This is a genomic window from Celeribacter indicus (assembly GCF_000819565.1).
GTDB classification, from domain to species: Bacteria; Pseudomonadota; Alphaproteobacteria; order Rhodobacterales; family Rhodobacteraceae; genus Celeribacter; species Celeribacter indicus.
The window spans coordinates 1,088,873-1,110,978 of the sequence record NZ_CP004393.1 but is presented as its reverse complement, the minus strand read 5'-3'; the positions used below and the strand labels follow the sequence as shown (position 1 = coordinate 1,110,978).

Annotated in this window: 19 protein-coding genes; 12 read left to right on the top strand and 7 right to left on the bottom strand. The window is 68.9% G+C overall.

Going from position 1 to position 22,106, the window contains the following annotated elements:
* Positions 1-49: 49 nt before the first annotated feature.
* Entirely contained in the window at positions 50-3,205 is a 3,156-nt protein-coding gene (locus tag P73_RS05660; protein WP_043868827.1) for an efflux RND transporter permease subunit, read from the bottom strand.
* 9 nt (positions 3,206-3,214) lie between these two features.
* Complete coding sequence (locus P73_RS05655; protein WP_052453062.1) at positions 3,215-4,477, bottom strand: efflux RND transporter periplasmic adaptor subunit; 1,263 nt, start codon at positions 4,475-4,477, stop codon at positions 3,215-3,217.
* Positions 4,478-5,064: 587 nt separating this feature from the next.
* Between P73_RS05655 and P73_RS05650 the strand changes: the two genes are divergently transcribed.
* Positions 5,065-5,829, top strand: coding sequence for an SDR family NAD(P)-dependent oxidoreductase (locus P73_RS05650; RefSeq protein ID WP_052453061.1), 765 nt, complete (start codon positions 5,065-5,067; stop codon positions 5,827-5,829).
* Positions 5,830-5,970: 141 nt separating this feature from the next.
* Here the strand turns inward: P73_RS05650 and P73_RS05645 are convergent, their stop codons facing one another.
* Together P73_RS05645 and P73_RS24280 are read right to left on the bottom strand one after the other, a co-directional pair.
* Positions 5,971-6,879 (bottom strand): NADP-dependent oxidoreductase, encoded by a 909-nt coding sequence (locus tag P73_RS05645; protein ID WP_043871420.1) that lies wholly within the window; start codon positions 6,877-6,879, stop codon positions 5,971-5,973.
* A gap of 111 nt (positions 6,880-6,990) precedes the next feature.
* The gene (locus tag P73_RS24280; protein WP_052453060.1) at positions 6,991-7,758 is read right to left on the bottom strand and encodes an SDR family NAD(P)-dependent oxidoreductase; all 768 of its coding nucleotides are present in this window, start codon (positions 7,756-7,758) and stop codon (positions 6,991-6,993) included.
* Between the two features lie 161 nt (positions 7,759-7,919).
* Here P73_RS24280 and P73_RS05635 point away from each other — a divergent pair, with 161 nt between their 5' ends.
* Positions 7,920-8,321, top strand: a complete 402-nt coding sequence (locus tag P73_RS05635) for a winged helix-turn-helix transcriptional regulator (protein WP_043868824.1) — start codon at positions 7,920-7,922, stop codon at positions 8,319-8,321.
* A 21-nt stretch (positions 8,322-8,342) separates the two neighbouring features.
* Here P73_RS05635 and P73_RS05630 read toward each other — a convergent pair whose 3' ends face one another.
* The gene (locus tag P73_RS05630) at positions 8,343-9,263 is read right to left on the bottom strand and encodes a LysR family transcriptional regulator (RefSeq protein ID WP_052453059.1); all 921 of its coding nucleotides are present in this window, start codon (positions 9,261-9,263) and stop codon (positions 8,343-8,345) included.
* A gap of 128 nt (positions 9,264-9,391) precedes the next feature.
* On the opposite strand from P73_RS05630, the gene P73_RS05625 reads away from it, so the two are divergent.
* Positions 9,392-10,138 carry an SDR family oxidoreductase gene (locus P73_RS05625; protein ID WP_043868823.1) on the top strand — a complete coding sequence of 249 codons (747 nt, stop codon included), beginning with the start codon at positions 9,392-9,394 and terminating at the stop codon, positions 10,136-10,138.
* Positions 10,139-10,196: 58 nt separating this feature from the next.
* On the opposite strand, the gene P73_RS05620 is transcribed toward P73_RS05625, so the two are convergent.
* Positions 10,197-10,598, bottom strand: a complete 402-nt coding sequence (locus tag P73_RS05620) for a DUF2000 domain-containing protein (protein WP_043868822.1) — start codon at positions 10,596-10,598, stop codon at positions 10,197-10,199.
* A gap of 70 nt (positions 10,599-10,668) precedes the next feature.
* Complete coding sequence (locus tag P73_RS05615; RefSeq protein ID WP_043871418.1) at positions 10,669-11,466, bottom strand: AraC family transcriptional regulator; 798 nt, start codon at positions 11,464-11,466, stop codon at positions 10,669-10,671.
* A 306-nt stretch (positions 11,467-11,772) separates the two neighbouring features.
* On the opposite strand from P73_RS05615, the gene P73_RS05610 reads away from it, so the two are divergent.
* From P73_RS05610 to P73_RS05570, 9 genes are all read left to right on the top strand, one after another.
* The gene (locus tag P73_RS05610) at positions 11,773-13,266 is read left to right on the top strand and encodes an ABC transporter substrate-binding protein (protein ID WP_043868821.1); all 1,494 of its coding nucleotides are present in this window, start codon (positions 11,773-11,775) and stop codon (positions 13,264-13,266) included.
* 52 nt (positions 13,267-13,318) lie between these two features.
* Positions 13,319-14,275 carry an ABC transporter permease gene (locus P73_RS05605; RefSeq protein WP_043868820.1) on the top strand — a complete coding sequence of 319 codons (957 nt, stop codon included), beginning with the start codon at positions 13,319-13,321 and terminating at the stop codon, positions 14,273-14,275.
* On the top strand, positions 14,272-15,117 hold the full coding sequence (locus tag P73_RS05600; protein WP_043868819.1) for an ABC transporter permease: 846 nt from the start codon (positions 14,272-14,274) through the stop codon (positions 15,115-15,117). Before P73_RS05605 ends, P73_RS05600 begins: the two co-directional genes overlap by 4 nt.
* Positions 15,117-15,926, top strand: coding sequence for an ATP-binding cassette domain-containing protein (locus tag P73_RS05595; protein WP_043868818.1), 810 nt, complete (start codon positions 15,117-15,119; stop codon positions 15,924-15,926). The genes P73_RS05600 and P73_RS05595 overlap by 1 nt, the downstream gene beginning before the upstream one ends.
* The gene (locus P73_RS05590; protein ID WP_043868817.1) at positions 15,923-16,711 is read left to right on the top strand and encodes an ABC transporter ATP-binding protein; all 789 of its coding nucleotides are present in this window, start codon (positions 15,923-15,925) and stop codon (positions 16,709-16,711) included. Before P73_RS05595 ends, P73_RS05590 begins: the two co-directional genes overlap by 4 nt.
* Positions 16,708-17,490, top strand: coding sequence for a DUF1684 domain-containing protein (locus tag P73_RS05585; protein WP_043868816.1), 783 nt, complete (start codon positions 16,708-16,710; stop codon positions 17,488-17,490). Before P73_RS05590 ends, P73_RS05585 begins: the two co-directional genes overlap by 4 nt.
* 397 nt (positions 17,491-17,887) lie before the next feature.
* Positions 17,888-18,364 (top strand): sigma-70 family RNA polymerase sigma factor, encoded by a 477-nt coding sequence (locus P73_RS05580; RefSeq protein WP_043868815.1) that lies wholly within the window; start codon positions 17,888-17,890, stop codon positions 18,362-18,364.
* On the top strand, positions 18,357-19,340 hold the full coding sequence (locus P73_RS05575; RefSeq protein ID WP_158401914.1) for a FecR family protein: 984 nt from the start codon (positions 18,357-18,359) through the stop codon (positions 19,338-19,340). The genes P73_RS05580 and P73_RS05575 overlap by 8 nt, the downstream gene beginning before the upstream one ends.
* 122 nt (positions 19,341-19,462) lie before the next feature.
* On the top strand, positions 19,463-21,988 hold the full coding sequence (locus P73_RS05570) for a TonB-dependent receptor (RefSeq protein WP_043868814.1): 2,526 nt from the start codon (positions 19,463-19,465) through the stop codon (positions 21,986-21,988).
* Positions 21,989-22,106 lie beyond the last annotated feature (118 nt).

Sequence of the window (22,106 nt, the reverse complement as noted above, 5' to 3'; positions counted from 1 at the left end):
CCGGGGAGGAGCGGCCGAAATCCGGCCGCCCTCCCCGCCGCACCACCGCTCAGGTCGGTTGCGAGACGGAGGACGTCTCCTCACCGGCGGCAGGACGCCGCAGCCGCTTGTGGGTCGATGTCAGCTTCATCACGAAGACGAAGAACACCGGCGCGAACAGCACGCCCAGCACCGTGGCGGAGATCATGCCGCCGACCACGTTGGTGCCGATGGCGTTCTGGCTCGCGGCCGAGGGACCGGTGGCGATGGCCATCGGCACCACGCCCATGGTGAAGGCGAGCGAGGTCATCAGGATCGGCCGGAAGCGCAGCCGGCAGGCCTCGATCGTGGCGTCGAGCAATCCGCGTCCCTCCATGATGAGATCCTTCGCGACTTCGACGATCAGGATCGCGTTCTTGGCCGACAGCCCGACGATGGTGATGAGGCCCACGGTGAAGAACACGTCATTCGCCAGGCCGGTCAGCGTCACCGCCGCCACCGTCCCGATGGCGCCCATCGGCACGATCAGCATCACCGCGAAGGGGATCGACCAGCTTCCGTAGAGCCCCGCAAGGCAGAGGAAGACGAACAGCACCGACAGGCCGATCAGGATCGGCGCCTGACTGCCGCTCTCGATCTCCTGCAAGGACTGGCCGGTCCACTGGTGGGTGAAGCCCGGCGGCAGGTCGGCGACGAGCCGCTCCATCTCCGCGAGCGCCTCGCCGGAGGAATAGCCGGGCGCGGCCTCGCCGTTGATGCGGATCGAGGGATAGCCATTGTAACCGACGATCTGCGTCGGGCCGAAGCCCCAGTCCGCCGAGGCGAAGGAGGACAGCGGCACCATCCCGCCCTGCACGTTGCGCACGTTCAGCTTCATCACCTCCTCGATATTGGCGCGGGCATAGGGCTCGGCCTGCACGATGACGCTCTGCATCTTGCCGTTGCTGGGGAAGTCGTTGACATAGCCGGAACCGAGCGCGACCGAGATCGTGCGGTTGATCTCTCCGAAGGTGACGCCGAAGGCATTGGCCTTTTCCCGGTCGACCCGCAGGTTGAGTTGCGGTCCCGGTTCCAGCCCTTCGACATAGACCTGTCCGAGGACGGGGCTTGCGGCCGCGCCGGCCATGATCTGCCCCGCCACCTCCTGAAGCGCGGCATTGCCGTGGTTGCCGCGGTCCTGAAGCCGGAAGGAAAAGCCCGAGCCGGTGCCCAGCCCCTGGATCGGCGGCGGCGAGATGGCGAAGGCAAAGCTGTCGCGGATCGAGAACAGCATTCCCGACATCTTTCCGGCGAGCGCGCCGGCGCTGAGGTCGGGCGTGCTGCGCTCCTCCCAATCCTCGAGCGTGAGGAAGCTGACGGCAGAGTTCGGCCCCTGCCCGGAGAAGGAAAAGCCCTGGATCGTGATGATGTCCTTGACCCCTTCCGTGGAGAGGGCGAAGTCCTCGGCCGTCTTCGTCACCTCCCGCATCCGGTAGGACGTCGCCTCCGGCGGGGACTGCATGCTCGCGATCAGGTAGCCCTGGTCCTCCTGCGGCAGGAAGGCGGCGGGGATCTGCACGTAGAACCAGGCGAGGCCGGCGACCAGCGCGGCATAGATCACCATCATCCTGCCCGACCGCCGGACCAGCCTGCCCACCAGCCCGGCATAGCCCCTGGAAGCGCGGTCGAAATTGCGGTTGAACCAGCCCGCCGGGCCGCGCTTTGCATGGCCGTGCCCCTTGGGGATCGGCTTGAGGAAGGTCGCGCAGAGCGCCGGCGTCAGCGACAGGGCGAGGAAGGCCGAGAAGAAGATCGAGACCACCATGGTCAGCGAGAACTGCTGATAGATGATGCCGACCGAGCCGGGGAAGAAGGCGAGCGGCACGAAGACCGCCATCAGCGCCAGCGTGATGCCGACGATGGCGCCGGAGATCTGGTCCATGGCCTTCTTCGCGGCCTCCTTCGGAGAAAGCCCTTCCTCCGACATGATCCGTTCGACATTCTCGACCACCACGATGGCGTCGTCGACGAGGATGCCGATGGCGAGGATCATCGCGAACATGGTCAGCACGTTGATCGAGAAGCCCGCCCCGAGCATGACGGCCATCGTCCCGGCGAGCGCGATCGGCACGACCAGCATCGGGATGACGGTGTAGCGGAAGCTTTGCAGGAAGATCAGCATCACCACGAAAACCAGCGCGACCGCCTCCATCAGCGTGTGCACCACCTTTTCGATCGAGGCGGCGACGAAGGGCGTGGTGTCATAGGGGATGGCGTATTCTACGCCCGCGGGGAAGGTCGGCGCGAGCTCCTCGAGAAGGTCCTTCACCCCCTGCGCGGTGTCGAGCGCGTTGCCGGTCGGGGAAAGCTGGATGCCGATCTGCGCCGCCTCCTGGCCGTTCAGATAGGACTGGAAGGAATAGAGCTCCGCGTCGACCTCGATCCGGGCGACATCCGACAGGCGCACGAGGGCCCCGTCGTCACGCGCCCGCAGCACGATCTGGCCGAATTCCTCGGGGCTGCGCAACTGGCCGGTGACGAGCAAGGTCGCCTGCGTCTGCTGCCCCGCGGGCGCGGGATCGACACCGACCGAGCCGGCGGCGACCTGAGCGTTCTGCTCGGTGATGGCGGCGGTGATGTCGGTCACCGACAGGTCGAGCCCCACCAGCTTGGCCGGGTCGATCCAGACACGCATGGCACGCTCGGCCGCGAAGAGCTGCGCCTTGCCGACGCCGGGGACGCGGCGGATCTCGTTGAGCACGTTGCGCGTCGCGAAATCGGCCAGGGCGACGAGGTCGAGATCCGATCCCTCCGTGGCGGAAAGCGAGACATACAAGAGGTAGGCGGAGCTGGCCTCCTCGACCAGAAGCCCCTCCTGCTGCACCTGCGGCGGCAGGGAGGATTCCACCCGGCGCAACCGGTTCTGCGTATCCACCACCGCCTGTGCGATATTGGTGCCCGAGGCGAAGGTCACGGTGATGGTGACCGCGCCGGTCGCCTCCGACGTGGATTCGTAATAGAGCATGCCGGGAATGCCGTTCAGCTCCTCCTCGATCGGCTGGGTGACCTGCTGATAGAGATCTTCGGGCGAGGAGCCGGCGAAGCGTGTCGAGATCGTCACCTGCGGCGGCGCCACATCGGGATATTGCGCCACCGGCAGCATCGGCAGGGACAACAGCCCGGCGATGGAGATGAAGATGGCGATCACCCAGGCCAGAACCGGGTTGTCGATGAAAAATCTAGCCATGATCGGGCCTCAGTTCGTCTGTTCGGAGGTGAGCGTGTCCACACGCCGCGCACAGGCATCGGCCTGAGCGTCGTCTTGCGCCGCCGGATCGCTCCAGCAGACCGGCTGCACCGGCGCGCCGGGGCCGATCTTCTGGAACCCGTCCACGATCACCATCTCGCCTTCGTCCAGCCCTTCGTCGATATTGACGCTGTTGCCCGCGTTGCGGCCCGGCGTGACGGGGCGCATCACGACCGTGCCTTCCGGCCCCACGACCATCACCTGCGCCTCTCCCGAGGCGTCGCGGCGCAGCGCCTGCCGGGGGATCAGGATCGCATCCTCCTGCACCGCCTGCTCGACCGAAACCCGCACATACATGCCGGGCAGCAGCGTGCCCTCGGGATTGGGCACTTCCGCACGCAGCGTGACCTGCCCGCTCGAGCGTTCGACCGAGGCCTCGGCAAAGAGCAGCCGGCCGGGATGCGGATAGAGCGTGCCGTCGTCGAGATAGAGAGCGACCTTGGCCTCGCCGGGCACGACCTCCGTCAGCTCCCCGGCGGCCAATGCGCGGCGCAGGCGCAGGAGTTCGGACACCGGCTGCTGCATGTCGGCATAGACCACGTCGAGCTGCTGGATCGTCGTCAGCACCTCGCCCTGCGCCGACACGAGTGCGCCTTCGGTGGTGAGCGCACGGCCGGTCCGTCCCGAAATCGGCGCCCGGATCTCGGTATAGCCGAGGTTGATTTCGGCCGCGTGCAACTGTGCCTGCGCCTCGGCAAGCCCCGCCTCGGCCTGCAACCGCGCGGTGACGACCGAGTCGAAATCCGCCCGGCTGGTGACGTTGCGTTCGTTCAGCGAGGTGTAGCGGCGTTCCGTCTGCCGCGCGTCGGCCAGCACGGCTTCGGCGCGGGCGACGTTTGCCCGCGCGGCCTCCACGGCGATCTCATAGGTGGCGCGGTCGAGGCGGAAGAGCACGTCGCCCTCCGAGACGAGGCTGCCCTGCTCGAACACCCGGCTCTCGATGATGCCGCTGACCCGCGGCCGGACCTCGGCAACGCGGGTGGCGCTGATCCGGCCCGGAAGCTCGGAAGCGACCGCCAGTCTCTGCGGCTCGGCGATCATGACGCCGACGGCGCTCGGCGGAAAATCCTGGGCGTGAGCCGGGAGGGCCATGGCGGAGGACAGTCCCGCGAGGACGGTGAGGACCAGGGCCTTCGCGCCCGTCTCCGGGCGGTCCGCAAATCGTGAAACGCCGCGCGCCCCGCCGCTGCACCAGGTGAAAACGGACAACATGTTAGCCTCCTTGCCGAGTCCGCACCGGATTTTCCGGGTGGCGACTCTATTTTTCCAAGATGTTTCTTTGAAAAAGAGTTCGGCAAATATGTCAAGCACTCACTTTGAAAAATATACCGCCGGGATCTCCTGCCGGAGGGCTCTGCGGGGGAAAAGGGCATGCTCGCCCGATCCCGCGCCGCCGACGGGCCGGCCCGCATCGCCGGTCGGTGAAAGCGGACTTGCACCATGCGGCCCGAGCGGATAATAAAACAAGTGTCAGCTTTGAAAAGCATCCGCGAGACCATGTCAAACGACCACCTAGACCATGTGGGCTGGACGTCGCGGGCACCCTCGGAACGCATCCTGACGGTGCTCGGCGGACATGGCGCGCTCTTCTCCGCGCAACAGAAATCCGTAGAGCCCTCGCAGGAGGACCAGTCCCGCATGCGACGGCGCAGCGCGGGGTGCGATCGCCCGCCGGTCCACCGGCGTTCGGCGGAAAAGGGCGACATTCGCGCGCGGGAAACAGGCCGTCGGGGGCGGACGGCTCTGTGCCTACCAGATAACGCCCCGACATCATTATTCTTTTAAAGCAGGAGAACATTATGGGAAGACTGGACAACAAGGTCGTGTTCATCACCGGAACGGCCGGCGGACAGGGGCGCGCCGCCGCGCTTCTCTTCGCCAGGGAGGGCGCGCATGTCATCGGCTGCGACCTCAAGGAGAAGGAAGCGGCGGAAACCGCCGCGATGGTCCGCGAGGCCGGCGGCAGGATGGACTCCTCCATCGTCGACCTGACCGACCCCGACGCGGTGACGCGCTGGATCGAGGACGGCATCGCCGCCGCCGGGAAGATCGACGTGCTCTATAACAATGCCGGCAACCCGAAGATGCGCCCGATCGGCGAGATGACGCGGGAGGAATGGTCCTACACCATCCGCGCCGAACTCGACATCGTCTTCTACGCGGTCAGCGCGGTGTGGAACCACTTCCTCGCCCAGGGCGGCGGCGTCATCATCAACACCTCCTCGGTGACGGCCCATCGCGGCTATGGCGCGGCCGGACAGACGGCGCATGCCGCGGCCAAGGGCGGGGTGCTGTCGATGACACGGCAACTGGCGGCCGAGGGGGCGCCGCACAATATCCGCGTCAACTCGATCTCTCCCGGCACGATCCTGACGCCGGCGCTCGGCGTGCTGAGCGAGGAGCAGCTTGCACAGATGAACAGCATGCAGCCGATGGGACGGTCAGGGCAACCCGAGGATATCGCCGGCTGCGCGCTTTACCTGGCCTCCGACGAGTCGGCCTGGGTCACCGGCTCGGATTTCATCATCGATGGCGGCATCACGCCGATCATCAAGACGATCTGATCCAGAGGCTCGATGCACCCCGGCCACGCCATGCGGCCGGGGTGCAGGAGGTCGTGACCGGGGCGATCCCGCGCGGCCATGCCCGCAGCCCCTCCCCGCAAGGGGGGCCGCAGCCGTCCCGTGGCCGCGCAACCGGACCGCTCACGCGTCGACGGTCACGACGATCTTGCCGGTGACATGGCCGGTTTCGCTGAGCGCCTGGGCCTCCCCGACCTGCGCAAGCGGGAAGGCCCGCTCCACCTTCAGGCGCAGCGCCCCCTCGGAATAGAGCCGGGCCGCCTCCTCGAGCGCCCGCTCGGGATGCTCCTGCGGTGTGGTGGAAAATTTGGCGCCCTGTTCCGGCGCGGTGAAATCCGCGATGGACAGGACTCGCGAGGCATCCCCGACGATCCCGATCAGCTCGGGAATGATGTCCGATCCGGCGATGTCGATCGCCACATCCACCCCCTCGGGCGCAAGGTCGCGCACGCGGTCGGCAAGTCCGGGGCCATAGGTCGTCGGGATGGCGCCGAGGCTGCGCAGGTAGTCGTGTTTCGGTTCGCTCGCGGTTCCGATGACGGTCATGGCGCGCGCGCGGGCGATCTGGATCGCGGCAGTGCCCACCCCGCCGGCGGCGCCGCTCAGCAGGACGGTATCGCCGGCCTTGGCACCGGCCTCGTCAAGGCTGCGCGCCGCGGTTTCCGCGATCACCGCGAGCCCGCCGGCCACCTCGAAGGGCATATCCTCGGGCTTTCCGGCCCAGCTCTTCAGCACGGCATATTCCGCCGTCGCGCCCGAGCCGAGGCCGAACACCGCGTCCCCCACCGAGACGCCGGACACGCCCTCGCCGATCTCGTCCACGATCCCGGCGGCCTCGAACCCGACGGTATAGGGAAACTCCAGCGGCATGAAATCGCGGAAATACCCCGCGCGCCGCTTCCAGTCGGCGGGATTGACCCCGGCCGCGCGAACCGCGATCCGCACCTGGCCGGGGCCGGCATGCGGTTCGTCGATCTCGACCAGTTTCAGGACCTCCGGTCCTCCGTATTCACTGAACTGCACAGCTTTCATGGCATTCTCCATCTTGTGTTCCGCCTTGCCGGCGGCAGGGCGGGAGGGCGGACCGTCCCTCGCCTCGCCCGAGTCGAAGGAGCGGCCATCCGTGTCATACCACACGTCCGGTCATTGCGGATAAAGCCCCAGACCCCGGAGCGTTCCCAGCATCTGTGTCTTGTCATGGCTGATGTAATCCTCGCCCGTCGCCTCCGGGCGCGCCGCAATCCCCGCGGACACCAGCCCCACCTCCTCGTTGGTCACCCAGTCCGGGTCGATGCGGCGGCGGGCGCGGGTGACGACCGGGCCGAGGATCTGCGCCGCGACGCGATGCCGCTCGCCCGCCTCCTCCGACAGCACGCGGCGCATCATCAGGAGCCCGGCCTGCTGCATGCTGATGATCGAGGCGCCGGGCACCGGCGCGACCGCGCTGCCGCCGAGGATCAGCTGGTAGGTGCCGGTGCGCGGCAGGCGCGGGCTCCATGCACGGGCGGTGGCGACATGGGCGGTGGTCATGCCGACGAAATACCGCTGCCAGTCCTGTTCCGAAATCTCCCACAGCGGTTTGCCCTGCCACCACCCGCCGATCGAGGCGACGACATCCGTCACCGGACCGTGCTCGGCCGTGATGCGCTCCGCCATCCGCTGCGCCGCGTCGAAGCCGGTGTAGTCGCCGACCGCGAAGCTCAGCGTCTCCGGCGTACCGATATCGGACAGCGCCTGCCGGAACTCCCCGACCTTGCCTTCGCTGCGGGAGGGCACCACCACATGCGCCCCGGTCTTCAGCCAGGCGCGGACGAGGCCCTCGCCCACGTCTCCGGTGCCCCCGGCGATGACGACACGACGCTCGGAGAGGTCGGGATAAAGGGCCTTGTCGAGGTCGATGGTCTCGGTCATGTCACACTCCGATTTCTGGCGGGGCGTCCGGTACCTCGGACGCCCGGTCCTCCCGGCGGATCAGGAGGAGGGTCGATAAACTTCTGGTTCCTTTTCGTAACCCGGTATATGAGGCGCAGAACAGGCGCCGCAAGACGGCACAGGAATGAGACCGAGGTCACATGAAGGAAACCGAACCCGTCATCCGCCATACGGCCGACTGCCTGAGAGCCTCGCGCGTGCTCTCGAGCATCGCCGGGAAATGGAGCGTGCTCGTCATCATGCTCCTGCGCGAGCAGCCGCTGCGGTTCAGCGAACTCAAGCGCGGGGTCGATGGCATTTCGCAGCGCATGCTGACGCTGACGCTGCGTAATCTCGAACGGAACGGCCTCGTCACGCGCACGGTCACGCCCTCGATCCCGCCGCGGGTGGATTACGAGCTCACCGGGCTGGGGCACTCGCTGGCGGATCCCATACAGTCGGTCGGCCTGTGGGCCTTTCGCCACCTCGAAAAGATCGAGGCGGCTCAGGCGCACTATGACGCAAGGGCGACGGCGCCCTCCGGCCCGGACGGGGAGAACTGACCCCGCGCCGCTGCGGCCCCGCTACATCCCTTCCCCGCCCGGTGACTGCGACGGAGGCTGTCGCGCCGCGGCGCGGAAGAATTGCAGGAAGGCACGGAGCGCGGGCGGCACCTGCCGCCGGCCGGGATAGTAGAGATGCCAGGCCGGACGCGCGGTGGACCAGTCCGGCAGCAGGCGCAGGAGCCGTCCCGCCGCGAGCTCCCCCGCGGCATAGGGCGCCGCGACGCTGACCACCCCGACCCCGTGGACGGCGGCATGAACCGCGTGGCGCGAGTCGTTCACCGTCAGGGTGCCCTCCGGCGCGAGCGTGATCTCCTCCTCGCCCTTCGACAGGGACCATCCGAAGATCGTTCCGCCCGGAAAGCGGTGGCGGATGCAGTTGTGCCGGCTCAGGTCCTCCGGCCGCTCCGGGCGCCCGGCCCTTTCGATATAGTCCGGCGCGGCCATCACCGGGTAATCCTGTTCCGGCCCGAGGGGGACCGCGATCATGTCGCGCGCCATCTCGAGCCCCATGCGCACCCCGGCATCGTAGCCTTCCGCCACGATATCGACATGGCCCGCATCCGCGATCACCTCGAGCGAAATTCCGGGATAGGCATCCAGGAAGGCGGGGACATGCGGGGCGATCAGCCACTCCACCGCCGGGGCGGGCGCATTGATGCGGACCCGGCCCTGCGGCCGCCGCCCCAGCGACCGCACCTCGTCCACCGCCGTCCAGATGTCGTCGAAGGCCGGCGCAAGCCTTTCGTAGAGCAGTTCGCCCGCTTCGGTCAGGGCCACGCTGCGGGTCGTCCGGTTGAACAGCCGCACCTCCAGCGCCTCCTCGAGCGCCCGCACCGACTGGCTCAGCGCGGAGCCGGTGACGCCCCTGTCCTGCGCCGCCCCGCGAAAGCTTCCCGCCTTCGCGACCGCGAGAAAGGTTTCGAGATCCGAAGGCCGCATCACATCCCCATTGATTAGAAATTCTACTCAAAGCAAGTAGCACGCAGGGGGTTTTACTTGTCATCCCGGAGCCCATTCTCTGCCGTGCAGGGCCGCAGCAGCGGCCGGGGTTTCCGAAAGGACAGGACATGGCAGACCATACGACAGAAACGCGGCAACTCGCCCTCGTCACCGGCGGCTCGGGCGGCATCGGGGCCAGCGTCGCGACGCGGCTGGCCGCCGACGGCTTCACCGTCGCGCTCCAGTACCGGAGCGGCCGGGACGCGGCCGAGGCCGTCGCCGCCGGGATCGCGCAGGCGGGCGGCCGGGCTTTCGCGGTCCAGGGCGACGTGGCCGAGGAGGCCGATATCGTCCGCCTGTTCGATGCCGCCGAGGCGGTCGCGCCGATCTCGGTGGTGGTCAATTGCGCCGGCATCATGGATCTGGCCCCGATCGGGCGGGACGCGCTCGACAGTTTCGACCGCACCATCGCGGCCAATCTGCGCGGCACCTACCTGGCGATGTGCGGCGCCGCGCGGCACATGGCCGAAGGCGGGCGGTTCATCGCCGTCTCGAGCAGCGTCGTGGCAAAGAACTTTCCCGGATACGGCGCCTATATCGCCTCTAAGCTCGGCGTCGAGGGCCTCGTGCGGGTCTTCGCCAACGAGCTTCGCGGGCGCAATATCACGGTGAACGCGGTGGCGCCGGGGCCGGTCGCGACGGAACTTTTCCTCAACGGCAAGACCGACGAGGACATCGCGCGCCTCGCCGCGGTGCCGCCGCTGGAACGGCTCGGGACGCCGGAGGACATCGCCGGTGCCGTCTCCTTCCTCGCCGGGCCGGACGGGGCGTGGATCAACGGACAGATCCTGCGGGCGAACGGCGGCTTCGCCTGACCGTGGCGCAGGTCGCGCAGGCGACGTCCCCGCAATGCCTCCCGGAGGCCGGCACGGCTCAGCGCAGCAGCGGCAGGCGGCCGCAGATCCGGTCCACGGCCTTTCTGGGACCGCCGAGCAGGATCGCCTGGGGCGCGTGACCATCCAGCGGCGCGGCGGCGATCCGGGCGGCGTAATCGTCATAGTCCTTCGCCTCGAAGGCCGCGCGCATGTAAGCCAGCCGGACCGGCAGGTCCCCGGCCGCCGCGAAAAACGCGGGCAGGTCGGCGGCGGGCGCGCCGAGCACCGGGAGGGCGACGCGGGTGATCCCGGCGAGCGCGACCCCGTCTCCGGTCCGGGTCTCCGCGCCGATCAGGTCGGAGCGCAACTGTCCGAGGCTCATGCCGAGAACGGCGGCGAAATTGGTCTTGAGGCCCAGCGGCAGGTCCGCGGACAGAATGAGGACAGGTTTGAACGACATGAGAAACGATCCCTTTTTCGGAGCGTTCTGCCATGGATCCGGCCGGCGGGGATTGGACGAAATTGACCTGTCAGTGCCGGATCAGCGCACCGGGCGTCACGCCGTAATGGCGGCGAAACTGCCGGATCAGATGCGCCTGGTCGCAAAACCCTGCGGCGAGGGCTGCCTCGGCGGCCGGAAGGCCCTCCAGCAGCGACCGGCGCGCATGGTCCAGCCGCGCCCGCACGACATGGGCATGCGGGGTGAGCCCCGTCGCGCGCCGGATGCTGCGGATCAGGTAGGACGGGCTCAGACCGGCCTCCTCCGCCAGATCGGACAGGCTCAGCGCCTCACCGGCGGCGATCCCCGCCGCGATCCGCGCCCGGAGCAACCTGACGGCGGCGGGCTCCCGTCCGGCCGGGCGCAGCTCCGCCCCGCCGTACTGGCTGAAGGCCAGTAACAGCACCTCGTGAAGCGCCTCGTCGACCGCGAGCGGCCGGTCGGACGGTTCCGGCGTATTCAGGACATGGGCCAGCCGGGCGAGCGCCCGCGTCAGCCGCAGGCCCCTGTCCCGCGGCGCCAGGGCGGAAAAGCCGCGCAGCTCGCGCAGACCGAGCATCGCACGCACCGCCGCCTCGGAGGCATAGAGCATGGTGTAGCGCACATGCCCGGCGGCGGCATGGCCGGTGTGGGGTTCCTCGGGATTCATCAGCGACAGCGATCCGGCCGGCAGCATCAGGCTTTCGCCCCGGCAGACATAGCCTCCGGCACCTTCGGCGATCGCGCCGATGGCAAAGCCTTCATGGGCATGGCGGGCGAAGGTCTGGCGGCTGAAGGATGCCTCGTAGAGTTCGACGCCGTGATGCCGGGCAAGGTGATGGTAGCGCATGGAGAGGACATAGCACCGGCACAGGGGGGAGGAGAAGCCGCCGAAGCGCAGGCGCCGCACTCCCGCGACACGGAAAAGGCGGCGCCTTTCGTCCGTCGCCCATGCCGGGCCCGCGGCCACGCCCACGATACGGGCGCGTGCCTTTCCCTTGAACACCGCTGCGGGACATGACACACCGTTGTGGGTCCGGCGGTCCGTCCCGCAGGCCGTTTTCAAGAGGAGCCCGAACGGTTTATACTGAAAGCTGTCCGCCTCCGGCCGCCCCGACCCCGCCCGTCCGCACAGAAACTTCCGAGGATTGCCCCGATGAAATTCCTTCCAAACGCCATCGCCGCGCTGACCGCGACCTCCGTCCTCTCGCTGGGCGCGGCGGCGGGTTTCGCCCAGGACCACGACCCGCAGGCCACGATCGGCATCGGGTCGCTCTACGAGCCGCAGAACCTCGACAACACCGCCGGTGCCGGACAGGGGATCAACGAGGCGTTCAACGGCAACGTCTACGAGGCGCTTTTCGTCCTGACCGACGCGGGGGATGTCGAGCCGAAGCTGGTCGAGGAGTACACGATCTCCGAAGACCGGCTGACCTATACCTTCACCCTGAGGGAGGGCGTGAGCTTCCATTCCGGCGATCCGCTGACCGCCGCCGACGTGAAGAGCTCGATCGAGCGGGTGACGGCGGAAAGCTCGGCCAGTTCGCGCAAGCGCACGCTCGACGTGATCGAGACGATCGAAACGCCGGACGAGCGCACCGTGGTGGTCACGCTGAAAACCCCCTCGATCTCGCTTCCCTACAACCTGTCCTATGTCTGGATCGTCAACGACGCGGCCACCGACATTTCCGCCAGCGAGGACGGCACCGGTCCCTATACGCTCGAGGAATGGCGGCGCGGCTCGGCGCTGGCGCTGGTGCCCTTCGAGGGCTACTGGGGCGAGGCCCCGTCGAATGGCGGCGTGATGTTCCAGTATTTCACCGATGCGACCGCGCAGAACAACGCGCTGCTGACCGGCGCCGTGGACATCATCACCTCGGTGCAGAGCCCGGACGCCCTGTCGCTTTTCACCGACAACCCGGACTTCACCGTCTCCGAGGGCGCCTCCACGACCAAGGAACTGATGGCCTATAACGACCGGATCGAACCGTTCAGCGATCCCGCGGTGCGCGCCGCGCTGGCCCGCGCCGTGGACAGGCAGAAACTCCTGAGCGCGATCTGGGGCGATTACGGCACGCTGATCGGCTCCTTCGTGCCGCCGACCGATCCGTGGTATACCGACCTGACCGGCGTGAACGCCTACGATCCGGACAGCGCGCGCGAGATGCTCGCGGAGGCCGGCTATGCCGACGGCTTCAGCTTCACGCTCGACACGCCGGATTACGACCCGCACCCGGTGGTGGCGCAGTTCCTGCAAAACGAGCTGGCCAAGGTCGGGGTGGAGGTGAAGATCAACATCATCACCGCGAACGAATGGTACACGAAGATCTACAAGGCGCATGACTTCGAGGCGACGTTGCAGGAACATGTGAACCATCGCGACATCGTCTTCTACGGCAACCCGGATTTCTACTGGGGCTACGACAACCCGGAGGTGACCCGGCTGGTGACCGGGAGCGAGAATGTCGCGAGTGTCGAGGAACAGACCGAAATGCTGGCCGAGGCCAACCGGATCATCGCGGAGGACGCGGCGAGCATGTGGCTCTACCTCTACCCGCAGATCGTGGTCTCGACCTCGAACGTGACCGGCTATCCGCTGAACGGGCTGAACTCGCAATTCTTCGTCTCGGACATCCGGAAGGCCAACTGACCGAAAGGCGGGGCCGGTGCCTGGCCCTGCGTCCCAAAGGGTGCAACCCGCCATGCTGCGCTACCTCCTGCGGCGGATCGTGATCCTGCTGCTGTCCCTCTTCGTTGCCGCGCTCGTGCTGTTCGTCCTGTTGCGGCTGCTGCCCGGCGATCCGGCGGCGGCCCTGGTCGGCGTCGGCGCGACGCCGGAGCAGATCGCCGCCGCGCAGGAGCAGGTCGGCTCCGACCTGCCGCTCGGCGAACAGTTCCTGACCTACCTGCACGACCTGCTGCGCTTCGACCTCGGCCGCTCCTTCGTCTCGCGCGCCCCGGTGATCGAGGAGATCCGGGCGCGGCTGAGCGTGACCCTGCCGCTCACCTTCGCCGCCTTCGTGCTCGCGCTTCTCCTCGCCGTGCCGCTGGGCGTGCTGGCGGCGGTGACGTCGAAACGCTGGTCCGGGCTCGGCCTGTCGGTGATCAGCCAGGCGGGGATCGCCGTGCCGGTCTTCTGGCTCGGCATCATCATGGTCTACATCTTCGCGCTCAACCTGCGCTGGCTTCCTTCGGGGGGCTTTCCGCTGCGCGGCTACGACGACCCGGCGCGCGCGATCCGCTCGATCATCCTGCCGGTCCTCACCATCGCCCTCGTCATGTCCGCCTCGCTGATGCGCTACGTGCGCGCGGCGACGCTGGAGGTGCTCGACAGCGAGTTCCTGCGCACCGCGCGGGCGCTCGGAGAGAGCTTCACCGGCGCGTTGCTGCGCCACGGGCTACGCAACGGCGCGGTGCCGGTCGTGGCCGTGCTGGGGATCGAGCTGTCGACGACCTTCCTCGGCGCCGTGGTGGTGGAACAGGTGTTCTCCCTGCCCGGCATGGGCTCGATGCTGCTCCTCGCCATCCAGCAGCGGGACTATCCGAACATCCAGGGCGTGCTCCTCGTCTCGACGCTTCTCGTGCTGATCACCGGCTTCCTCGCGGATATCCTCCAGCGCCTGCTCGATCCGCGGCTGCGCGGAGGGGCGCGGCGATGAGCGGCGGCACCGCACCCCGCGCCGCGAAACGGCGGATGAACCCGGTGCACTGGCTGGGCATCGCCATCGTCTCGGTGATCTTCGCCTGCGGGATCCTGTCCTTCTTCTGGACCCCCTACGCGCTGAACGACATGATCGGCGGCCGGCTCGAGCCGCCGGGCCCGGCGCACTGGGCGGGCACCGACCGGCTGGGCCGCGACCTGTTCACCCAGCTCATGATCGGCGCGCGCATCGCGCTGGTGGTGGGCGCGGGCGCCGTGGCGATCGGCGCGGTCATCGGCGTGACGACGGGCATGCTCGCGGCCTTCGCGACGCGCTTTCTCGACGACGCCCTCGCCGCGGTCTTCGACATCCTGATCGCCTTTCCGACGCTGCTGATCGCCATGCTGGTGGTCGCCGCGCGGGAACAGGCGAGCCTCGGCACGGCGATCCTCGCGCTCGGCATCGGGGTCTCGCCCATCGTCGGCCGGGTGACGCGGATCCTGACCAAGCGCATCCTGTCGCAGGATTACATCACCGCCGCGCGCGTGTCCGGCACGGGCTGGCCGGCCATCGCGCTCTGGCACATCATGCCCAACATCGCGCCCTTCCTCGGCGTGACCCTCGCGCTGCAATTCGGGCTCGCCGTCATGGCCGAGGCGTCCCTGTCCTACCTCGGCCTCGGCGCACCGCCGCCGAACGCCTCCTGGGGCCGGATGCTACAGGAGGCGCAGGGCACGGTCTACGCGGCGCCCTGGGGAGCGATCCTGCCGGGGCTGGCGCTCTTTGCGCTGGTGATCGGGGTGAACCTCGTGGCGGACGGGCTGCGCGACCGGTTCGACCCGACGGGGAGGGCCGGCTGATGGCGGATATCCTCACCGTCGAGGGGCTCTGCCTCGGCACGACCGGGACGCGGCTGGTCGAGGACCTCTCCTTCACCATCGGCGAGGGCGAACGCTTCGGGCTGATCGGGGAGAGCGGGTCGGGCAAGTCGCTGACCGCGCTGGCGGTGAACGGCATCCTGCCCGCGGCGATCCGGCCCGAGGGGCGGATCACTCTCGCCGGCGAGGAGGTCGTCGGCGCGCCGGAGCGGCGGCTTGCCGGGCTGCGCGGCTCCGCCGTGGCCACGGTGTTCCAGGAACCGCTGACGGCGCTGGACCCGCTGATGACGCTGGGGCGCCAGATCGCGCTGCCGGTGAAACGGCGGCGGCAACGTACCGGAGAGGACACGCGCCGGGCGGCCGTGAACCGCGAGGTCCTGTCGCTGGTCGAACAGGTCCGCCTGCCGGAGCCGGAGCGGATCGTCCACGCCTTCCCGCACGAGGTTTCCGGCGGACAGCGGCAGCGGGTGGCCATCGCCATGGCGCTGGCCTGCCGCCCCCGCCTGCTGATCGCGGACGAGCCGACCACCGCGCTGGACGTGACAACGCAGGACGAGATCGTGAAGCTGCTGCTGGCACTGGTCGAGGAGCATGGCATCGCGCTCCTGTTCATCAGCCACGACCTCGCCGTGGTCGGGCAGGTGGCCGAGCGGGTCCTCGTCATGCGCGACGGTCGCGCGGTCGAGACGGGGCCCGCCCGACAGGTGCTGACCGCGCCGGCGGAGGCTTATACACGGACCCTGGTCGAGGCGGCGCGCCGCTTCGACGCCGCGCTGGAGGGACGGCCATGAGCCTGGTTTCGGTCGAGAATGTCGGCTTTGCCTATCCCGGAGGCGGCCCCGTGCTCGAGGACGTCTCCTTCACCGTGCCGCGCGGGGCGAATGTCGGGCTGGTGGGCGAGAGCGGGTCGGGGAAATCGACGCTGCTGCGGCTGCTTCTCGGCCTCGACCGGCCGGACAGCGGACGCATCCTGTTCGACGGCGCACCGCTGGAGGCGGGCCGGGCGCGCTACATGCGCGGATACCGGCGCCGGGTGCAGGCGGTGTTCCAGGACCCCTATTCCTCGCTCAACCCCGCCCACCGGGTCGAACGGATCGTGACGGAGCCGCTGCGGTCCCTGAAGATCCCCGGCGACCACCGGCAGATGGCGCGTGCCGCGATCGAGGCGGTGGGGCTGACGGGCGACGTCCTCACCCGCTTCCCGCACCAGTTCTCCGGCGGGCAGCGCCAGCGGATCGCCATCGCGCGGGCCATCGTCAGCCGTCCCGAACTGGTGCTGGCCGACGAGGCGGTGAGCGCGCTCGACCTCTCGACGCGGGTGCGGATCGTGGACCTGTTCCGCGAGATCTCGCAGCAGGTGACGATGATCTTCGTCTCGCACGACATGGGCGTGGTGGCCGCGCTCTGCGACCGGCTCGTGGTGCTCGACCGCGGCCGGATCGTCGAGGCCGGGGCGACCGCCGACATCCTGCGTGCGCCGCGCCATCCCTATACCCGTGCCCTTCTGGCCAGCATCCCCCGCATGCCGGCCGCGCCCCCTGCCCCCTGGCCTCCGACCGAAAGGATCCTGCCATGACCGACACATTCGCCCGCGCCCACAGAGCCTGGTTCGAGGACCGCCTCGCGAGGCTGACCGCAGAGGACGGCTGGCTCAATCTGGCCGGGCGCTGGTGGATCACGCCGGGCCGCTACCGCATCGGCAGCGGCGCCGGGGCGGACATCCCGCTCGAACGCGCGCCGGAGCATCTCGGCACGCTGGAGTTCGGGACGGGCGACCGCGGCCGCTACGACCCCGCGGAGGGCGCCCCGGTGGATCTGGACCGGGCGGAGGGGCGGTTCTGCTGGCGGGACGGGGATTTCCTGATGGAGATCACCACGCTGAACGAGCGGCGCGCACTGCGCATCCGCGACGCCGCGCTGCCCCGCGATCCGGGAAAGATCGCCTTCTTCCCGCTCGACCCTGCGCTGCGCATCACCGCGAGGTGGGAGGACCTGCCCGAGCCGATGGATCTGGTGCTCGACACGGTGATCGGCATTCCGACCCGCGTGCCGGTGACCCGCCGCGCGATCTTCGATCTCGGCGGGCAGGAGGTCGCCTTCCTGCCGACCTACGGCACGGCGGACCGGCCGCAATTCGTGTTCCGCGATCTCACCTCGCTCGACGAGACCTATCCCAAGGCACGGTTCGTCTTCGGCGAGGAGGTGAGCGGCGACAGAGTGGTGATCGACTTCAACCGCGCGATCAATCCGCCCTGCGCCTTCACCCCCCACGCCGTCTGTCCGCTGCCCCCGCGCGAGAACCTCCTGCCGCTCCGGGTGGAAGCGGGCGAGAAACGGCTCGCGCCGCGCGGCTGACGCCCCCTCTCCCTTCCGCGCCGCAGGAATGACGAGGTTCCTTGCGGCGCGGACATCTCCCCGCCCTGCACCTCCTGCGCCGGCCGCCTGCCCGGTGCTCTCCGCGCATGTCACACTCGGATTGCCCCCGCTCCCCGGCGTGCTTCCGGGAATGTCCTGCGCCGTCGGGTGCGGTCCGAAAGCGGTCGGCGGACGGGAGCCCGCCCTCTCCGGCGGCACGCGCCTGCGTCTCCTCTCCGGCATCGGGCGCCGACGGCCGGGACTGGACAAGCGGGCGGGCATGGGATAGGCGCTGCTGCGGTGCAGCCAGGCCCGACAGATCCGCCACACCTCCGAACTCCCTTCAGGCATGGCGTTTCAGTTTCAGATGACGGATCGAAAACGAGCCCTTCTCCAGATGACCGGCCACAGGACGGATCTCGTGGACTATGCCGCCCGGCTCCTCGGGGACAGGACGATGAGCGAGGATCTCGTGCAGGAGGCCTATCTGCGCTTCGCCACCCGCGCCCCGGCCCGGCTTTCGGAACCCTTCGGCTACCTGAAACGGATCGTGCGGAACCTCGCGCTCGACACCGGCCGGCGGCAGGGGCGCGAGCGGAAGATGCGGGTGGCGGACGACATATGGGAGAACCTGCCCGACCATCGCCCGGACCCCGAGACGATCGTCGCGGACCGGGAGCGGGTCCGGCTGGTCCTGCGGGCGGTCGAGGCGCTGCCGCCCCGGACGCGCCGGGCGCTGGAGCTCTACCGCCTCGAGCAGCGCACGCTTCAGGAGGTGGCCGACGAGATGAAGATTTCCGTCAGCACGGCGCATGGCCTCGTGCGCAAGGGGCTGATAGCGTGCAGTCGAGCTTTGGATGGCGAGCATGAGTGATCAACGGAGCAGCGAACCGCCCCTCCTGTCAGGCGCGGAGATCGAGGAGCAGGCGATCGACTGGCTGATGAGGCTGCGCGAGGCCCCGACGGATCCGGACCTGCGGGCCGCACATGAGCGGTGGCTGGGCGATGACCCGCACCGTGCGGACGCCTGGTCGCTGGCCTGCCGCAGCTGGGACATGCTCGGAACGCGGGAGGCATGGCCCGCCACCCCCGCCCCCGTCCCCCCTGCCCCGAAACGTCACGCCTCCCGCCTGGGTGTGCGCCTCGCCGGAGGCATGGCGCTCGCGGCCGTGCTGATGCTGGCGCTGCTCTTCGGCCCCGAGCTGACGATGCGTCTCCGGGCGGATTACATGACCCGTCCCGGCGAGATACAGCACCTGACGCTGTCCGACGGCAGCCGTGTGACGCTGGCCGCGGGAAGTGCCGTCGCCCTCGAATTTTCCGGGGCGCGGAGGGGCGTCACGCTTCTGGAGGGCACCGCCTTCTTCGAGGTCGCCCACGATCCCGCGCGTCCCTTCGTGGTGTCCACCCGGACGCTGGAAGCGCGCGCCATCGGGACGGCGTTCGAGGTCGACCGGATGGGCGCCTCGGCCAGCGTTTCGGTGACGGAGGGATCCGTGGGCCTCGACGGGCTGTCCGGCACCGGGGCGAAGGCGGTGTTGCAGGCGGGCGACTGGCAAAGGCTGGAGGCCGACGGCACGCTTTCCCAGGGGAGCGGCGATCCCGCGACCTTTGCCGAATGGCGCGAGGGCAAGCTCTTTGTCGAGGATCGCCCGGCGCTCGAGGTCGCCGAACGGCTGCAACGCGAGGCGGGCGGCACGGTGATCCTCATCGGCGGGGCAAGGGACCGGCGCGTGACCGGCTATTTCGACCTGTCGAGCCCCGAGGAGGCGCTGCGGACCTTCGCCGCCTCGCTGGACCTCGTGGTCCGCCGGGTCGGCAGCCTGAGGCTGATCTACGGGGCGACGTAAAAAAATCGCGCCGGAGCCGAAAATCCGCGCCCGTCCATCGTCCTGACAGGGAAGACCGAAAGAACCCCAGGTAGCCGCAAGACGCTGTCCCAGGCGAGGTCGCAGATCATGGGACAGACAAGATGACAAGATTTTCCAAGCTCTTCGGACGGCCGCTGGTGCTTGCGGCGCTGGCGATGGGACCGGTGGCCGCGCCCGCGGGATGGGCGCAGGAGGCCGCGCAAACGGGCACGATCTCCTTCGACATTCCCGCCCAATCCCTTGCCGGTGCCCTGGCGCAGTATGGCCGGGTGACCTCCTACCAGGTGGCGGCGGATGCCACCCTGCTGCGCGGGCGGACGGCCCCCGCGCTCAGCGGGCAGATGTCGGCGGAGACGGCGCTCGACCGCCTGCTGGCCGGCAGCGGCCTCACCTGGCGCACCGCCGGCGAGGGGCATATCGTGCTGTTCCGCCCCGTGAGCACCGATGCGGCGGGCACGGAGGGCGAGACGCTCCTCGATCCGATCACCATGACGACCGCCCGGCTGGCGGAGGCGCCCTATCGCACCGGCTCCGCCGCCAGCTACATCTCCCCCGACCAGATCGCCAGACGGCGCGGGGCCTCGCCCGGCGACATCTTCAAGGGGACGCCGGGCGTGATCGCCTCGGCCAACCACAACGGCAGCCAGCTCGACGTGAACATCCGCGGCATGCAGGGGCAGAACCGGACGAAGGTCGCGATCGACGGCACGCAGCAGACATCGACCACCTGGCGCGGCTATATCGGCGTGGACGAGCGGGTCTACCTCGACCCGGACCTGATCGCGGACATCGGCGTCGCCAAGGGGCCGACGGACACGGCGCAGGGCGCGGGAACGACGGGCGGCGTCGTCGCCGTGCGCACGCTCACCGCCAAGGACATCGTGCCGGAGGGGGAGACCCAGGGATGGCGCCTGCGCTTCGGCGCCGGCGACAACGCCGCCTCCGCGCCGCATTCGACGCCCCAGTCCCCGGTCTACGACCAGCGCGACGACGCGCCGGGGCTGACGGAGGCCGACAACCTCTCCGGCAGCCTCGCCTATGGATATCTCGGCGACAATGTCGACCTGTTCCTCGCCTATGCGCGCCGCAAGCGCGGCAACTATTTCGCCGGCACCGAGGGGCCGACCACATACGAGTTCAACGGCCGCGACTATCCGCTGTCCTTCACCAAACCGGGGGAGGAAGTCTTCAACAGTTCCGAGGACAGTTCGACGCTGATGGCCAAGGCGACCTTCTACTGGCAGGACGGGCAGGCGCTGCAACTGGGCTACACGGATCACCGCACGAAATTCGGTGAATCCATGGGCTCGCTGCTCTTCATGCAGGACAATGGGTTCCGGCAGGTGAAACTGAGCGACATCGAGGCGAAGACCTATACCGCGCGCTACCGCTGGCAGCCCGGTTCGGACCTGATCGACCTCGAGGCGAATCTCTGGATGACCGACGTGTCCGGCACGACGCGCGCGGTGGGCGGTGCTCTTTACTTCCCGCCGAATATCCTGCCGGCCGACGAGCCGCGCTATTCGAAGACGCTGACCTACGGCGTGGACGTGACCAACACCAGCCGCCTGACCGCCGGCGTCGGGGAGCTGAGCCTGCGCTACGGGATCTCCTGGCTGAGGGAAGACATGGATGCGGAGGAATATTGCAGCCGCTCCATGACGAACACGCCCTGCGTCCGGATGTCGCCCAGCAACGGCACCCGCGACGTGGCCAGCGTCTTCTCGAGCGGGACCTGGACGGCGGGCAACCTGTCGCTCTCGGCCGGGCTGCGCTATGACGCCTGGCGGCTGAAGGACCGCAATGCCACGGACTCCGCCGACGCCACCCGCGACGGCGGCCGGCTGAACCCCAGTGTCGGCGCGATGTGGGAGGCCGTTCCTGGCCTGCAATTCTTTGCCCGCTATGCCGAAGGCGTGCGGCCGCCGACCCTGCGAGAGACCATGGGCAGCGACGCCAATGCCACGCCCAACCCCGACCTGCGGGCAGAGACGGCACATACGGTCGAGCTGGGCGCCAATCTGCTGCGCAAGGATCTGTGGCTGGCCGAAGACACGCTCGGCCTGAAGCTCGTGGCCTTCCACAACAGCTATGACGACTATGTGTCGCGCGTCCCCGCGGATCCGGTGCCGGGCCAGCCGGTCTTCACCTTCGACAACCTGTCGCGTGCCGAGTTCACCGGGCTCGAATTCTCCGGCCGCTACGACAGCCGCCGCTTCTTTGCGGAGGCGTCCGCCACCTACTATCTCGATTACGAGTTCTGCTACACGGAGGGCTGCCAGGATACCGCCGTGCTCTATGACTACGCGACGAACCACCTGCCGCCCGAGCTGATGACCAGCCTGACCGCCGGCATGCGGTTTCTCGACGAGCGCCTGACGGTCGGGGCGACGATCCACCACGCCGGCAGCCGCATGGCCCCGCTGACCACCAGCGACCGGCAGCGCACCGCGGTCTGGCGGCCCTATGCCGTCGGGGATCTCTTCGTCGATTACGATCTCAACGACCGGACGCGCCTGTCGCTCAGCGTCGAGAACGTGACCGACCGCTACTATATCGACGCCCTGGACGGCTGGACGCCGGCTCCGGGCCGGACCCTGCGCCTGAACCTCGAGACCACGTTCTGAGATGCGCGGCCGGGGCGGCGGGGCGCGACCCGCCACCGCCACCCCGGTGCGCACACCATCCACCCGCCGGCCCTGCCAGTCCAAGGTCGGGCCGCGCCCTTTCAAGGACCGGACTGCC